The 14,732-nt window shown below is 74.6% G+C and carries 13 protein-coding genes; 4 read left to right on the forward strand and 9 right to left on the reverse strand.

Features of this window, described 5'->3' with window-relative positions; all coding sequences use genetic code 11:
- Positions 1–25 precede the first annotated feature (25 nt).
- The gene (locus AB0H81_RS14205; protein ID WP_358373876.1) at positions 26–802 is read right to left on the reverse strand and encodes a prepilin peptidase; all 777 of its coding nucleotides are present in this window, start codon (positions 800–802) and stop codon (positions 26–28) included.
- An 83-nt stretch (positions 803–885) separates the two neighbouring features.
- Positions 886–1,428 (reverse strand): SseB family protein, encoded by a 543-nt coding sequence (locus tag AB0H81_RS14210; RefSeq protein ID WP_358373878.1) that lies wholly within the window; start codon positions 1,426–1,428, stop codon positions 886–888.
- Positions 1,429–1,716: 288 nt separating this feature from the next.
- Between AB0H81_RS14210 and AB0H81_RS14215 the strand changes: the two genes are divergently transcribed.
- The gene (locus tag AB0H81_RS14215) at positions 1,717–2,415 is read left to right on the forward strand and encodes a phenylalanine--tRNA ligase beta subunit-related protein (protein ID WP_358373958.1); all 699 of its coding nucleotides are present in this window, start codon (positions 1,717–1,719) and stop codon (positions 2,413–2,415) included.
- 158 nt (positions 2,416–2,573) lie between these two features.
- Here AB0H81_RS14215 and AB0H81_RS14220 read toward each other — a convergent pair whose 3' ends face one another.
- The 6 genes from AB0H81_RS14220 to AB0H81_RS14245 are packed head-to-tail and all read right to left on the reverse strand — an operon-like array spanning position 2,574 to position 10,326.
- A complete protein-coding gene (locus tag AB0H81_RS14220) occupies positions 2,574–3,359 on the reverse strand; it encodes a hypothetical protein (protein ID WP_358373881.1) in 786 nt (261 codons plus the stop codon).
- Entirely contained in the window at positions 3,356–6,034 is a 2,679-nt protein-coding gene (locus tag AB0H81_RS14225) for a DUF87 domain-containing protein (RefSeq protein WP_358373884.1), read from the reverse strand. The genes AB0H81_RS14220 and AB0H81_RS14225 overlap by 4 nt, the downstream gene beginning before the upstream one ends.
- Positions 6,031–7,833: a ThiF family adenylyltransferase gene (locus AB0H81_RS14230; RefSeq protein WP_358373960.1), complete on the reverse strand. Its 1,803-nt coding sequence runs from the start codon at positions 7,831–7,833 to the stop codon at positions 6,031–6,033. The genes AB0H81_RS14225 and AB0H81_RS14230 overlap by 4 nt, the downstream gene beginning before the upstream one ends.
- An 8-nt stretch (positions 7,834–7,841) precedes the next feature.
- The gene (locus AB0H81_RS14235; protein WP_358373887.1) at positions 7,842–8,435 is read right to left on the reverse strand and encodes a hypothetical protein; all 594 of its coding nucleotides are present in this window, start codon (positions 8,433–8,435) and stop codon (positions 7,842–7,844) included.
- A complete protein-coding gene (locus tag AB0H81_RS14240) occupies positions 8,432–9,313 on the reverse strand; it encodes a hypothetical protein (protein ID WP_358373889.1) in 882 nt (293 codons plus the stop codon). The genes AB0H81_RS14235 and AB0H81_RS14240 overlap by 4 nt, the downstream gene beginning before the upstream one ends.
- A complete protein-coding gene (locus tag AB0H81_RS14245) occupies positions 9,310–10,326 on the reverse strand; it encodes a hypothetical protein (RefSeq protein ID WP_358373891.1) in 1,017 nt (338 codons plus the stop codon). Before AB0H81_RS14245 ends, AB0H81_RS14240 begins: the two co-directional genes overlap by 4 nt.
- A 195-nt stretch (positions 10,327–10,521) precedes the next feature.
- On the opposite strand from AB0H81_RS14245, the gene AB0H81_RS14250 reads away from it, so the two are divergent.
- From AB0H81_RS14250 to AB0H81_RS14260, 3 genes are all read left to right on the forward strand, one after another.
- Positions 10,522–12,291 (forward strand): histidine kinase, encoded by a 1,770-nt coding sequence (locus AB0H81_RS14250; RefSeq protein ID WP_358373893.1) that lies wholly within the window; start codon positions 10,522–10,524, stop codon positions 12,289–12,291.
- Positions 12,288–12,992, forward strand: a complete 705-nt coding sequence (locus tag AB0H81_RS14255; RefSeq protein ID WP_358373895.1) for a response regulator transcription factor — start codon at positions 12,288–12,290, stop codon at positions 12,990–12,992. The genes AB0H81_RS14250 and AB0H81_RS14255 overlap by 4 nt, the downstream gene beginning before the upstream one ends.
- A gap of 66 nt (positions 12,993–13,058) precedes the next feature.
- Positions 13,059–13,487: a response regulator transcription factor gene (locus AB0H81_RS14260; protein WP_358373897.1), complete on the forward strand. Its 429-nt coding sequence runs from the start codon at positions 13,059–13,061 to the stop codon at positions 13,485–13,487.
- Positions 13,488–13,515: 28 nt separating this feature from the next.
- Here AB0H81_RS14260 and AB0H81_RS14265 read toward each other — a convergent pair whose 3' ends face one another.
- The gene (locus AB0H81_RS14265; RefSeq protein ID WP_358373899.1) at positions 13,516–14,610 is read right to left on the reverse strand and encodes a ring-opening amidohydrolase; all 1,095 of its coding nucleotides are present in this window, start codon (positions 14,608–14,610) and stop codon (positions 13,516–13,518) included.
- Positions 14,611–14,732: the final 122 nt, after the last annotated feature.

The following is a 14,732-nucleotide window of genomic DNA, read 5'->3' on the forward strand; positions in this document are numbered from 1 at the left end:
CCCGGCCGGTGGGATGGCCGAACGTTCACCAGGCGAGACACACGGCGGCCAGAGCACCGAGCAGCATGAAGGGTCCGAGCGGGAACTGCGAGTCCCGGCTCGCCCGCCGCGTCAGGAGCAGCGCGAGGGCGTACAGGGCGCCGAGGAGCTGCCCGGCGACGGCGGCCACCACCCACGCCTCCCAGCCCCGCGCGGCGGCGGCCATGCCGATGAGCCCGGCCAGCTTGACGTCGCCGAGGCCCATGGCGGCCGGCCTGGCCAGCCACAGCGCGCCGTAGACGGCGGCCAGCGCCGCCGCGCCCAGCAGGGCGCGCGGCAGCTCGCCGGTGGGGAGCAGGCTGAGCGCCAGCAGCGGGTACGAGGGCAGGGTGATGACGTCCGGCAGCCGTGAGGTACGCCAGTCGATCACGGCGAGGGCGGTACCGGCCAGGGCGAGGTAGAGGTAGGGCAGCCCGGCGCGCCAGGTGACCAGGGCCGCGACGGCGGCGGTGGCGACCTCCAGGTACGGCGGCCAGGGGGGGAGCGGCGTGGTGCGCAGGACCCGCGCGAACGCCTCCCGCGCCTCGGCCCGGGTGTCCGGGGGTTGTTCGTCGGTTCGGGGGGCGGTGCCGGGGGGCGTTCGGGGGGTGGTGTCGGTGGCGGAGCCGGGGGATGTGTCGGGGGCGGCGTGGGAATCCATGTCCGCGTGAGGCCCGGCGGGAAGATCCGCGTCCGGGTCGCGGGTGAAGCCGCCCGCCAGGGTGCGGACGTAGGGGCCGGCGAGGAAGCCGACCAGCGCCGACAGTGCCACCAGTCCCGCCACAGGGCGACCCTAGTGCGACGAACCGCTCCACGCGGCCCTCTTGGCCCACCCGGCCACACCCGGCCACGCGAGGATCAGGGCGGTCAGGTGGCCTTGCGGGAGAACCAGCGGCGGCGCCGCGGAGCGGGGGCGGCCTGCATGCGGGCGACCGTCACCCCCGCCACCTGGTCCAGCGTGCCCGAGGCGACCGCGGCCAGCGCCTCCAGCACCTCTCCCTCGATCACGAACGGCACCGGCCCCGCCACGTCCACCACCACGGCCGCGGCCCGCTCGTGGGTCGCCGCCTGGCACACCTGCGGAGTGGTCGCCTGCACGGGCCGGGCGTCCGGCCGCCACCGCGTCAGCGCGTCCGTGCCCGTGAACGCCAGCACCGCCTCCCTGCCGTCCTTGCCGACGAGCTTGGGCAGCGCCATCTCGCTCTCCTTCTCCTGCCGCAGCCCGTGCTCGCCGACCTCGGACTCGGTCAGCAGGGCCACGACGGGCACGAGGAGCCGGGCCCCGGTGAGAGCGGCCAGCACGTCTGCGGCGCCGGCCGTGCCCTCCTGGTAGGAGGCCAGGACGGCGGCCAGGGCGGGCGCGGCGCGGCCGTCGTCGTCCGGGTCGAGAGGTTGCGGAATGCTCGGCACAGTTCCCGACACTACCGCCGCCTTCCCCCGCCTCCCGAACACGCCCGCCGTCCCAACACGCCTGCCGTCCCGCAGCACACCCGCCCTCCCGACCCCCGCCCTCCGGAACAGGCCCGCTCTCCCAGCATTCCCGCAGCACACCCGCCCTCCCAACGCGCCTCTCCCCACACGTCCGCCGTCCGCGACACACCCGCCCTCTTGGACGCGCCGTCCGGCCGCAGCGGTGCGAGGGTGTCGGCCGTGTGGACGGCGCGCCGCCCGGTAGGCTGGAACCTCTTGATCTTGGGGGTGGCTGTGCGGTTCGGGCACGCGGACACGATCTGGCGCGACTTCCCGGAGCTGGTTCCGGCGGTGCTGTACGCCGAGGGGATCCGGCCGGACGTCTCCGTGGACGCCCGGGTGGCCCAGTTCTCGGCGACGGCCGCCGGGCGGCTGGAGGGGTCGCCGGAGGGCGAGCTGCCGGAGATCCAGGCGTGGCGGCGGGCGTTCGGGCGGATGGGCCTCAAGCCGACCCAGTACCGCTGCGCCTCGGAGTCGCTGCTGCGGCGGCTGCGCAAGGAGGGCACACTGCCGCGCATCCACCCGCTGATCGATCTGTGCAACGCGGTGTCGGTGGCGTACGCGATCCCGGTGGCGGTGTTCGACGTCGAGCACGTCACGGACTTCCTGGAGGTACGGCACGCCGCGGGCGACGAGACGTACCTGACCTTCTCCGGCGAGACCGAGCACCCCGCGCCCGGTGAGGTGGTCTTCGCCGACGGCGCCGGCCGGGCCCACGCCCGGCGCTGGACGAACCGGCAGAGCGGCCTTTCGGCCGTCCGCGACACGACGCGTTCCGTGCTCGTGGTCGCGGAGGCCCTGCACGAGACGGCGGCGCGCGACGTGACGCGGCTCGCGGAGGCGCTCGCGGGCGAGCTGGACGCCGCCTGGGGCACCGCCTCGAAGACGGCCGTGCTGACGCCGTCCGCCCGCCACTTCATCTTCTGAAGCTGAAGTCTCATCTTTGGAGGCTGAGGGTTCGCTTCTGAAGGCTGAAGGCGCCCGGCCCTGATGATGCGAAGCCGAGCCGTATGCCTGTCGCTGGGCCCGTCCGCCGCCGTCCCGGTGCGGTCGTGGCAGCGACCGCACCGGCCGGCGGGCCCGGGTCAGGTGAGGTGGAACCCGACCCTGGGGCCGTTTCCCTGATAGACCCCGTCGCGCGTCCACTCGGTGGTGCTGATGGAGAACGTCTGGCCGGGGAAGTGGCCGTAGAAGCCGGCGTTCGGAACGCGCATCCGCGTCTTGAAACGGCCCGTGCCGTCGGTCTTGGCCGTGCCCATGAGGTGCGCGTGGAAGGTCAGCCGCACCTGCCCGTTGCGGATGAACCCGGACCCGGTGACGGTGATCGTCGTCCGCGCCGAGCCGCGCCTCGGGCTGATCTTCAGTCTCGGCTCCCCACGCCCGGCGTACGCGCCGGATCCGCCCGACGTTCCGGGGCCCTGGCTGGAGCCCGCCGAGGGGCCCGAGAGCCAGGAGGGCAGCTGCAGCCGGGACAGGTCGGACTCCGTCAAGTAGTTGACGGCGAACACCGTGGCCACCAGGAGGAGGATCGTGAACAGCACGCCCCCGCCGGAGCGCCGCTCGGGCGGTGCGGGCGCGGGCTCTGAGGGCCGGGCGGGCGGCGGATCGGGCGACAGCGGGGCCGGACCTCCCTTCTTCTTGCCCTTCCCCGCCGTCTTGCCCTCGGAAACCGCCGGTCCCGCCGCGTACGGGCCCGGCGATCCCTCCACGTGCGGGCCCTGAACGCGCGGCCCCTCCACGTGCGGGCCCTGAACGTACGGGCCCTCCACGTGCGGGCCCTGGACGTGTGGGCCCTGGACGGATGGGGTCGCCGGTCCGGCTCGGCCGGTGACCGCCTGCCGGATCCTCTCCAGGTCCTCGTTGGCCGTCATCTGTCCAGCTCCGCCCCTCGTCGCGTGTCCTCCGCCACCCGGTCGGCGACGCGCCGCGCCTCCCGCTGGGCGGCCGCCGCCCGGCGCCGGTCGGTCGCGCGCGCCCGGGTCAGCGTCCTCGCGATGACGCAGTAGAACCCGGCGTGCAACTCCACGTACGAGGGGCGCATCCGGTCACGGACGATCAGGTGCTCCAGCATGCCCATCGCCGCATCGGCCTGCCCGTCCTCCGGCACGCCGGCCAGCCCGCTCTCGACCTCCGGCACCAGACGCAGCCAGTGCCGGGCCGCGCACGGGCGCGGGCACGCCTGGCACCAGATCCGCTCGGGCGGCCCCGCGTGATAAGCGGATCCGTTCTCGGAAGAGGGCGCGGGACCAGCGGGCCCGTACCCGGAAGACGTCCCGGCGACCTGTTCGGTAGGCGCCTCGGGCGTTGTGGCGCCGCCGGGTTCGGGGACCACCGTGACCCACACCGGGGCGGGATGGCCGCCCGCGTCCACGACGAACGCCTCGCCCCTGCCCAGCATCGGCACCTGGTCGGCCACCTGGCCGAGCGCGCCCTCGCCGGGGTCCTCGGCCAGCCGGTGGGTGAGCCGGTTGGGGAACAGCCGCGTCACCTCGCCGGGAAGCTGCCGCGGGCTCTGCGACACCAGCACGAACCCCTGGCCGTACGAGCGCTGCGTCGAGATCGCCGTCGCGGTCGCCTCCGCGGCGGCCGTCACGACACCCTCGCTGTGCCCGGCGCCCGGGCCGTTCCCGAGCAGCAGGTGAGCCTCCTCCAGCACGGCCAGGTGGCCGAACCGGGGCAGGGGGTTCGCGCGCCGGTAGGCGACCATGCCGGCCAGCAGCAGTCCGAACGCGAGTTGCCGGGCCGTCCGGTCACCGAAGCCGGCGAGGGTGATGACCGCGGGCGCCGACAGCAGCCGTCCCCAGTCCAGCCCCGCGCCGGGACCACCCGCCAGGGCGTCGCCGCCCGCGCCCGCCACGAGGCTCTGCACGCGCTGGCCGAGCGAGGCGCGCAGGTTGGCGGCCTGCTCCCCCGCGCCGCCGTGCGCGCCGGCCTGCTCCAGGACCGCCCGGTAGAACGTGGCCACGCTGGGCGGGTCGTCGCCGTGGTAGAGGTCGGTGACCGCGTTGCGCAGCGCCGCCGCCGCGAACGGCCACGTCGCCGACAGGCCCGTGGCGGCGTCCAGGCATTCGGCCACGGTGTCGGCGAACGCCGCCCTGTCCACGCCCTCGGGAACGGCCAGCGGGTTGATCTGCGTCCCGTCGCGTCCGAGGCTCAGCGTGACCGCGCCCAGGGGGAGGTACTCGGTCTTCTCCGGGTCGATGACCAGGAACGGGATCGCGTGCTCGCGCCACAGCCGCCGCAGCAGCGTCATGACCGTGGTCGTCTTGCCGAACCCGGTCAGGCCGGTGACCAGGAGGTGCTGGTTCAGGTCGGGAACCCGGAGCCGGTAGGGGCGTCCGCCGGCCGAGCGGCCCAGCCACACGCCGGCCGCCCCTGTCCGCGGGGCGTACCGGGCGACGACCGCCGGTCGCCGCGCGTGGACGGTGACGGCGTCCATCGGCAGGGCCGTCAGCGGCACGAGACCCGCGGCGGTCCGCGGCGCGACGATCGCGCCCGTCCGGATCGCCTCCAAAGTGCCGGAGCGGGACGAGGCCGCCGGCAGGGTGCCGGAGCGGGACGGGGCCCCTTCCAGCGCGCCGGACCGAGACGGGATCGCATCCAGAGCGCCGGACAGGGACGGGGCCGCCGCCGGCTCCGGGGTCAGACCTGGCGCGCCGAGTGCCGCTGCCAGCTCCGCGGCCACGGCGGGATCGTGCGCGGTGACCGTCAGGGTCGCGTGGAAGACCACCGGTGTGCTCTCCAGAAGGTCGAGCGCCGCCGTCTCGCCGCTCCCGGCGGCGCGGTCCCGGTCATCCCGGTCGTCACGGTCGTCCCTGAGGGTGGGGCGCCGTCCGTCGGCGCGCCGGATCGCCCGGCGCAGCACGGGCAGCGCGGACAGCGGCGGGGCCATGGGGACGAGCGTCACGTGGACGCCGCAGGGCCCGTCGGAGCGTTCGACGGCGTCCAGCAGCGCCGCCCATCGCAGCCCGCCGACGGGCCAAGACACGGCTCCGTACCCGGGTGGGCGCCCGGCGGGAGCGGGAGTGAGCCGCCACGCCCGCCCACCGGCGTCATCGTCCCGGCCGTACGGGTGGTGCCGCTTGTCGTGGGGGCCGGGTTCGTCCCGGTGGGAGGCCAGGTCCACCAGGCCGGCGAGGAGGTCGCGGCAGCGGGCGGCGTGGCCGGCGACGGTCACCGCGCGGCCCGAGAGCGCCAGCTCGATCCGCGTGCCCGCCGCCGGGTCGCGCCGGACCCTGGCCTGAACGGTGACGGGGTCGGTGTGGCGTACGCCGGTCAGGAACTCCGTCACCCTGTTCCGGAGGACGCCGGCGACCGTCTGCCGCTCGTTCCCGGGCTCGGGGACGGCGGCCGTCGCGGGCAGCCTGACCACCCGCAGTACGGCGGAGCACCCGGCGGGCGGGCTCCCGGCCCCCGTGATCTCGGGGCCTGTGCCGGGCCGGACGCTGGACGGGCGCGCGGGCCCGGCGCGAAGGGCCCGCGGGGACGAGGAGCCCGCGCCGGGCCGGGGGGCCGGCGGGGGCGCGGGGGTCGGCGCGGGGGTCATGGTCGTCTCCCACGGCCGACGAGGTGGCGCAGGCGCTCCGGGCTGATGTCCCGGGCGGGCGCGGCCAGGGGGTCGGTCCGCGCGTCCTCGGGCCCGCACACCGGGCAGTCGGGCCGGCGGTCGACGCTCATCCAGACCGTCTGGAACGCGTGCTGACCCGGTGCGTCACGCAGGACGTGCCCGAACAGCCAGTACCCCGGCTCGGTGCCGAAGGCGACGTACGACTGGCCACGCTCTCGCGGACCGGCGAGGAATCCGGCGATCCGGGTTTCCTCGCCGGACTGGTGCAACAGGGCCAGCGCGATCTTGGTCGCCGCCGCCGAGACGTGCTGGATGTCCACGATCAGCCCGGGCTCGGCCAGCAGGCGGCCGGTGCCGTAGTGCGTCGGCTGGACCAGCGCCGTGTCGGACGACAGGTCACGCACACCGGCCGTCGCGCAGCCCCAGCACGCCGAGCCCGGATACGTCATGATCACTTCTCCTCCCGCGGCTCCCCGGTACAGGCCGGGGAAGATCGCCGGCACGCCGGTCCAGTACGCCAGGTGGTCCAGGCGGCGCTGGGCACGGCTGTCGTCGGTCGCGGCCACCAGCAGGTCGCCGTCGCGCAGCGTCTCCGCCAGGTCGCCCGGGTCGAGCGCCTGGACGCCGCACCGCTCGACGCGCACGGTCAGCTCCGGGTTGATCGCGACCAGGCGGGAGGCCAGCGCCGACACCTTCGGCCGTCCGATGTCGCCCACCGTGTACGGGCTGCGTCCCAGGTTCTCCGGCGCGACCCGCTCGGGATCGACCACCGTCAGCCGGCCGACGCCCGAGCGGGCCAGGCATTCGGCGACGTACGCGCCGACCGATCCCGCCCCTGCCACCACGACGTGCCGGTCGGCGAGCGTTCGGGAGACCAGCCCGGCGCTGCGCGCGAACAGCCCCGTGGCGCGCCTTCGCCGCACGGGCGCGGCCGCCCGGTCCCTCGCCTCGCCCAGTCGCGAGCCCAACCGTGGGCCCAACCGCGAGCCCAAGTCCCATCGCGAGCCCAGCGAGCCCAGTCGCGAGCGGACCGGCGTCGTCGGCCGGCGTCCCGGCCGCCGCGCCCCTCTGACGGCCAGGGCCAGCCGGTCGGCGGCCGGGGCCGCCAGGTCCCAGGTCAGAGGCACGGGCGAGCCGTGCGTCACCAGCACCGGAGGCACGGCGGGGAAGTCCACCCCGAACAGCGCCGCCGACACCGAGGGCAGCGCGTCGAACCGGACGGCCACGGCGATCACCGGCGCGCCGTCCACGGTGAGCACCTCCGGCTCTCGCACCTCGCCCGCTCCGGCGCGGGCCAGGGACTCACAGACCGGCAGCACGAGCGGGTGCATCGGCAGCACCTGGACGCCGTCCGCCGCGCTCACCGCGCCGTACCATGACACCCGCACTCCCCGGCTGACCAGTTCGTGGGCGGCCGGCGGCCGGTCGTCGTGGGTCACGATCGGCGCGAGGAACCTGCCCAGGTGCGGATTGAGGCCGAGGGAGCGGCCGAACTCGCGGCGGTCCTGGCCGGAGGGTTCCGGCAGGCCGGCCGGGTGGGAATGGACGATGCCCTTGAACCGCGCGGCGGTGTTCCGCTGCGTCAGCGCGGCCTGCTCGATGAGCCAGGCGCTCGTGTGGTAGCGGACGTCCGTGGCGGTCGCCGGCTCGTCCTGCAGCAGGCCGGTGACCAGGTCGGTCCCCGGCGGCCCGAAGAGCGCGCCGCCCGCCTCCGGAGGCACCCCGCCGATCCTGGTGACGATCGCCTCCAGCGCGTGGTCGGTGATCCTGACCCGCATCACGGCCGTCACCGTCCCTCGGCCGCGAACGGGAACCGGTAGCCGTTGCGGACGAACCCCATGCCGAGGGCCCACAGCACGGACTTGGAGAACGCCTCCTCCAGCGTCGGCTGGCCCGCACCGCGCGTCTCCGAGAGGCAGATCGTCCCGTCGGGGTAGAGGTGCCCGTCGTGCGCGTCCACGATCTTGCGCCGTACGAGCTGCTCCAGGGCCGGCTCGACGAGCTTGACGCGGTATTCGCGCCCGTCGAAGAACGCGAAGAGCGTGTAGCGCTCGTTGAGCTCGGTCGTGATCGAGTACGCCCACCCGCGCACGTCCGGCTCGTCGATGTAGACGGTGCCCTCCGGCATGTGGGTGCGCGCGAACCGCCGGTCCTCGGCCAGCCGCCGTTCGGCCCGGCGCGAGAGGGCGGCGAAGGTGCCGTGGTGGACCTTCGACACCGGTTCGTCGCCTGTCTGATCGCCGCGGTAGATCTTCCCGTCCCGTCCCACGGTGATCCGCGCCGCCGGGTCCTGCGGGTACGGGGCGCCCATGCTCTGGGCCTGCCGGATGATGTCGCGCAGCTCGTTCAGGTCACTGGGGTTGCCGGGTTCTCCGCTCATGGCCGCTGTCCCCCCGTCCCGGAGTCCAGGCCGGACTTGTGGTCCTGGGTGCTGTGCGGGTCCCTGGGGATGGGGCCGCTGACGATGCTGTGGAAGTCGGTCCGGTACTGCGAGGGCTCGTGGGACGAGGGCTTCGGCGGCTCCGCGGCGTGCCCGGAGTGTCCCTGCTCGGCCGGCTTCTGGGCGGAGCCTTCTCCGCCTCCCCGGCCACGCTCCTGCAGTCCCTGGTACGGGTTCGACACCGGATCACCGTCGGCCCCGTCGCGCGACCGCAACTGCGTGGGTGGGCGGTGCTGGTGCGTCGTCCCGGCTTCGGCGGGCGGCCGGCCGGCGTCGTGCCGCTCGCGGCCCACGTCCTGGTGGGACATCTGCTCCCGGAGGCGTTCCTGCGCCTGGCGGTCGATGCCCCAGATCGCCGCGCCCCCCGTCGCCTCGGGCGCCCGGGCCGTGCCCTCCTCACGCCGCCCTCGGCTCTGGCCGCCACCGGGCGCGGCGCCCGAACCCGTGCTCCGCTCACCACCGCGCCCTCCGCCATTACTCTCGTGGCCGTGGCCGTGGCCGTGGCCGTGGCCGTGGCCGTGGCCGTGACCGTGGCCGTGGCCCTGGGTGCTGCCCTCGCCTCGCCTCTCACCACTCTGGGGCTGCTCGGGAGCCGGGGGACGCTGTGGGGCGAAGCGGATACGGTGCCGAACCTGGATGCCCTCATGAGGGTCTGGCGGGGTGTCCGGGCGGCGGCCCCCGCCCTGACGTCGCCCGCCCCCGCTGCCCGGACCGCCGCCACGCGCGTCCGGCGCCTCCTGCCCGGCGCCCTTGCCGGGATGGCGCGAGCGGGAATCGTCCTCGGGGTTGTCCACCGGCTTGCCGGGGTTCGGGCTCATGCGGGACGCCTCCTGTCGTCGAGTTGTCCGACCTCATCGGGGAAGGCCGGCGGATCCGCCGTGGCGGGGCCGGGCACCCGTCCCCGCGCGAGTTCCTGGAGCAGTTCGGTGGGGGTGACGCCGAGCGCCTCGGCCGCGAACGGGATCGTGTCCGCGTACTCGCCGAGCAGCCCCTTCAGCACCTGCCAGCGCAGTTGCTCGATCGCGGTGCCGGCCTCCGGGTCGCGCATGAACAGCGGCACCACCCCGTACACGGCGGCGAGGTCCACGTCCAGCGCCGCCTGTCTCATGCCGTGCTCGCGCGCGATGCGGTCGGCGTACCGGGCCTTGATCGCGTCCAGCGCGGCCCTGACCGGCTGGAGGGCCGTCTTGGCCGCCAGCCGGGCGGTCTCGACCTCGGCCTTCCCCCGCACGTCCCTGATCGACGTGACCACCGGGTCGGGGGTGATGTTCACGTGGACGAACCGTTCGACGACCAGCAGGCCCTCGCCGGGACCGGCGGTCCCGTGCACCGCGCTCATCCCGGTCAGCGCGTCGCGCCGGTCGTCGATCTGGTAGACGTCGTCGTGCTCGCGCCGGCGCAGCAGGGCGCGTGCCCACGCGCGGAAGTCGGCGTCGAGCTGGAATCCCGCCGCCTCGCCGTACCGGGAGCTGAGCACGCCGTAGCGGCCCGCGACCTCGAGGAGGATCCCCGGGTCGGCGCTCCAGCGCGGCTCCACCACGGCGACCGCGGTCACCCCCACCTCGCGCCCGTCGGCGAGCCGGACGTCGTCGGCCGCCATCAGCACCGTCTGCGGCGCCGTGTCGAACAGCAGCACCGAAAGCTCGCCGGTCGCGGGCAGCCTGCGCCCGGTGAACAGGCCGATCATCGGTCCGTGCCGGCCCGGCCCGCACACCGCGCGCGGCACCCCGTTGCGGAAGACGACGGCCATCAGGCCCGCGTCGACCACCAGGCGCCGCTGTTCGAGCTGGTACGGCCCCTGCACCAGCGTGGGTAGAACGTACTGCGACATACCGGGCACCTCCGGGCGACGGGATGTTCACCCTGAGTGTGGATCGATATGATCAGCTTTGCGCACCTGACAAACCCGCACTTCACAGATGGCATCCTCGACCCCCGGCAGAGGGAAAACCCGGGGCCGGGAGCGTGCAAACCACAGGCCGGAGGGTGGCGAGACTCGGTGAGGACCGTGGCCGGCGGGTGGAGGGTGCCGGATACCCTGATCGCCGTCTCGGTGACCGCGGTCGCGCTGGCGGCGGCGGCATGGGCGATCGCCGCCTCCTGGGAAGTCGGGCCGCCGACCGCGTCCTGGGTGCGCGTGGGCTACCACGGGTTCGGCGTGCCGCTGATCGTCGCCGGCGGCGTGCTGTGGGCCCGCGCGCGGCGAGCCCGCGTCGGTCTCCTGCTGATCGCTCTCGGCACCGCCTACTACCTGCAGTTCCTGCGGACCAGCGACGACCCGGTGCTGTTCGGGGTGGGGTTCTGTCTCGCGTTCCTCTACGTGGGGGTCTTCGCGCACCTGGCGCTGAGCGTGCCGTCGGGCCGCCTGCGCGGGCCGGTCGACCGCGCCTACGTCGCCGTCAGCTATCTGGCCTGCGTCGGCACCCAGGTGGCCCGCTACCTCACCGACCGTCCCACCGGACGCTGGAACTACAACATCCCCCAGGTCAACACGGGATGGGCGATCGCCGGCAGCCTCGTCATGGCCGTGCTCGGCGTGGTGGGCATCGCCCTGGTGCTGCGCCGGCTCCTGTCCGCGCTCGCACTGCGCCGCCGCCACACGGGCCCCGTCTGGGCCATCATGATCACGGTGGGCGCGCTGGTCATCGTCTCCTCGGTGTCCAGCGCCACCGGCCGCCCGCTCGGCTTCCGGCTCGGCGTCGAGGTGCTCATGCTCGGCGGCGCCGCGGTCGGCATCGTGGTCGCCTATCTCGTGTCGGTCGGGCTGCAGTGGCGCCGCGAGCTGCGCATCGCCGAACTGCCCGCCCGGCTCGGCGGGCTGCGGGCCCCTCCGCTGGCGGCCCTGCAGACGGCCCTGGCCGAGGCGGCCGGCGACCCCACGTTGCGCCTCCTGCTGCCCCGGCGCGACGGCGCGCTCACCGACCTGGCCGGACACCCCGCCGCGGACACCGAGGACCACGCGCGCGCCCGTACCCCCGTCACCCGCGGCGGCGAGCTGCTGTGCGTCATCGAGCACGACGCCGCCCTGGCCGAAGGTGGCCGCGCCATCACCAGCGCGATCGCCCTCACCGGCCTGGTCATGGAGAACGTACGGCTCTACGTGCAGGTCATCGAGTCGCGGCGAAGGCTGCTCGAAGCCGAGCTGGCCGAACGCCGGCGCATCGAGCGGGCCCTGCACGACGGCGCTCAGCAGGGATTCTTCGTCGTCCTCACGCTGCTCGGCATGGCCCACAGCCAGGCCGCGGCCGAGGGGAGCCCCCTGGCGGGCCAGCTCGCCACCGCCAAGGGCAGGCTCACCGACGCCATCAAGGTCCTGCGCGACCTGTCCCAGGGGCTGCATCCCCGCTCGCTGGTGGCCCACGGCCTCCGCGAGACGGTCGCCGACCTGGCCCGGCACCATCCGGGGCAGCTCACCTACGAGGTGCCCGACCGGCGCTGGCCGCCGGATGTGGAGTCGACCGCGTACTTCGTCATCGCCGAAGGCGTCACCAACGCCATCAAGCACGCCACCCCGGGCACCGCCATCCGCGTACGCCTGGCTCCCGACGGCGAGGACCTGCTCGTCGAGGTCGCCGACGACGGCCAGGGCGGCGCCGACGCCTCCGGCGGCGGCCTGCGCGGCCTGACCGAGCGCGTCGCAGCCGCCGGAGGCGAGCTGATCCTCGACAGCCCGCACGGCGGGGGCACCCGCCTGCTCGCCCGCCTGCCCGGCGAGTTCGCCGGGGAACCGCCCGCCGCACCCCCTGCCGGCTCCCCTGCCGGTGCGGGGCATCCCGCCGAAGGAGACGGCCTGTGAGAGTCATCGTCGTCGAGGACGACCCGATGCTGCGCGCCACGTTCGTCACGGCGCTCACCCACCTCGGCGTCGAGGTCGCCGGCAGCGCCGAGACGGCCGACCACGCGCTGGCCCTGGTCGACGAGCACGCGCCCGACGTCGTCACCCTGGACCTGAGGCTGGCCAAGGAGCCCGAGCCGGCCGACGCGGGGCTGCGCATCGCCGAGCGCGTCCGCGCCCGCTACCCGGAGGTCGCCCTCCTGGTCCTGGCCGGCAGTCCTAAGGTCGCGCACGCCGAGAAGCTCATGGCGCTGGAGGAGCCTCCCCGCGCCGTCGGCCTGATGGCCAAGGACAGCCTCGGCGACATGGAGCTCATCACCGACGCGATGAGCCGGGTCGTCAAGGGCCAGATCGTCATCGACCCCCAGCTGGTCCGGCAGCTCCTGTCGCCACGGCCGGCCCGCACGACGTCCGCCGCCGACCCGCTGGCCCGCCTCACCCCCCGCGAACGGGAGATCCTCGCACTGGTCGCCACCGGCCTGTCCAACCTGGCCATCGCGCAGAAGCTGTCGTGCGCGCTCAGCAACGTGGAGCGGAACCTGACCACCATCTTCCACAAGCTCGGCCTCGTCTCCGCGGACGCGGGCGAGCAGCGCAGCCTCAACCGCCGGGTCCTCGCGACGCTCATCTATCTGCGCGCGGGAAACCAGAGCGAGCGGTAGGGGAAACTGTGCTGGATTCCCTCACCTGATCAAGCAGGATCTGTCCGAGGGAAGGGGATGGTGGTCATGCGCATCGTCGTCGTGGAAGGCACCCCGTCCCTCCGCGAGGCCCTCGTCCGGCTCTTCGCCGAGCGCGGGATCGAGGTGGTGGGCACGGCCGCCGGGCACCTCGAGGGCCTGAACGAGGTCGAGCGGACCCGTCCCGACGTCGTCGTCATCGACGTGAGCCTCCCGCCCGACCACACCGACGAGGGCCTGGGAACGGCTCGGGCAATCCGGTCGCGGCATCCCGCCGTCGGGCTGCTCGTGCTGTCCTCGCGCACCGAGGCCGGGTACGTGCACCGCCTGGTCAGCCTGCGCCCGCCGGGCAGCGCCGGGTACGTGCTCAAGGAGCGGCTCGGCGATCCGGACGACCTGGTGGCGGCCCTGCGCCGGGTCCATGCCGGCGAGATCGTCATCGACCCCCACATCGGCTGGCCCGGCGCCCCTCCCTGACACCCGCGCGGGCATGGAGCGGAGACGGTCAGTGGGTGGTGATGGCCGCGACCGGGCCGCCGCCCGAGGGGCCCTGGTGGACGGCCGCGACCGACACGAACACCGCGGGGTCGCCCGTCACCGAGGCCGCCACCCCGCCCACGGCCGCCTTGATCTGCCGGTGCCAGTGGACGTCGGAGTCGTCCAGCATGATGTTGCGCCGTCCCCGCACCCGGCCCGAGGGGTCGGCCTCGCACTTCATGAAGACGTTGACCAGCCGCTCGCCCAGGTCGGAGGGGTGCGGGCGGCCGGGCAGGTCCAGCCCGGAGGCGCGGATGGCCTCCCAGATCCCGTCGGCGTCCAGGGCGTCCTTCATGACGCTGTGGCCGATCCGGTAGCGGCCGCCGATCCCCCGGACGTTGCCGACCAGGACGATCTGCGCCCGGTCGAGCTCCACCCCGGAGGAGCAGGACGCGACCGACGAGTACAGGGACAGGTCCTTGTGGATCTGGTCGGCCCGGGGCGGTTCGATCTCGCCGAGGGCGACGGCGATGCCGAGGGCGGTGGTGGAGTTCGACAGGTCCATGGAGGGGCCGGTCTCCTCGATGGCCGTGTCCTGCCCGCGGCTCCTGGCCTCGGTGATGGTGGCCAGGGTGAGCAGCGGCGTCTTGGTCTGGACGTAGTGGACGTCGCGCGGGTCGTCGATGCCGGCGATCTTCATGGCCTCGCGGACGCCGGCCGCGACCTTCTCCACCATGGCGGGGCGGCCGATGTCCTCCGGCAGGATCACGTCGCTCATGGCCACGCCGACCGACACGCGCGGCTCGTCCGTCGGGACGGCCTTGGCCGGGTCGAGGGTGGCGAAGATCGTGGCGTGCGGGCTGAGGATGCCGTCGGTGCCACCGGACCACACCAGGGGCACGGTCTCGGGCGCGGGGTGGCCCTTGGCCGCCAGCACCTCGCGGAAGGCGCGGTCGGCCAGGATGCGGGTGTAGTCGTTGACGCCGCCGTTGCCCTCGGTCTTGCCGATGACGGCCAGCACGCGGTGCGCCTCGATGACGCCGTCGTCGATGAGCCGTGCCAGGCCGGAGGCGTCGGTCACGCTCTCGATCGGCACCTTGCGCACTTCGATCGGATCCGGCATTGGTCGCCCTTTCTCCACCCCTGCCCGGGTCGGTTCCCCGGGGCGAGATACCCGGCCGTCCGGCGGGCGCCTCACCGGCCCGCGCAAACATCAGGCCAAACCCGCCGGCCCGCCCCTGGCGA

The sequence above is a fragment of the Nonomuraea sp. NPDC050691 genome (assembly GCF_040654455.1).
Taxonomy (GTDB): Bacteria; Actinomycetota; Actinomycetes; order Streptosporangiales; family Streptosporangiaceae; genus Nonomuraea.

Excerpts from the sequence above, each read along its gene's own strand:
- AB0H81_RS14225 (WP_358373884.1), bottom strand. The coding sequence starts at position 6,034 with ATGACCCCCGCGCCGACCCCCGCGCCCCCGCCGGCCCCCCGGCCCGGC.
- AB0H81_RS14235 (WP_358373887.1), bottom strand. The coding sequence starts at position 8,435 with ATGAGCGGAGAACCCGGCAACCCCAGTGACCTGAACGAGCTGCGCGAC.
- AB0H81_RS14260 (WP_358373897.1), top strand. The coding sequence starts at position 13,059 with ATGCGCATCGTCGTCGTGGAAGGCACCCCGTCCCTCCGCGAGGCCCTC.
- AB0H81_RS14240 (WP_358373889.1), bottom strand. The coding sequence starts at position 9,313 with ATGAGCCCGAACCCCGGCAAGCCGGTGGACAACCCCGAGGACGATTCC.
- AB0H81_RS14245 (WP_358373891.1), bottom strand. The coding sequence starts at position 10,326 with ATGTCGCAGTACGTTCTACCCACGCTGGTGCAGGGGCCGTACCAGCTC.
- AB0H81_RS14265 (WP_358373899.1), bottom strand. The coding sequence starts at position 14,610 with ATGCCGGATCCGATCGAAGTGCGCAAGGTGCCGATCGAGAGCGTGACC.
- AB0H81_RS14230 (WP_358373960.1), bottom strand. The coding sequence starts at position 7,833 with ATGCGGGTCAGGATCACCGACCACGCGCTGGAGGCGATCGTCACCAGG.
- AB0H81_RS14220 (WP_358373881.1), bottom strand. The coding sequence starts at position 3,359 with ATGACGGCCAACGAGGACCTGGAGAGGATCCGGCAGGCGGTCACCGGC.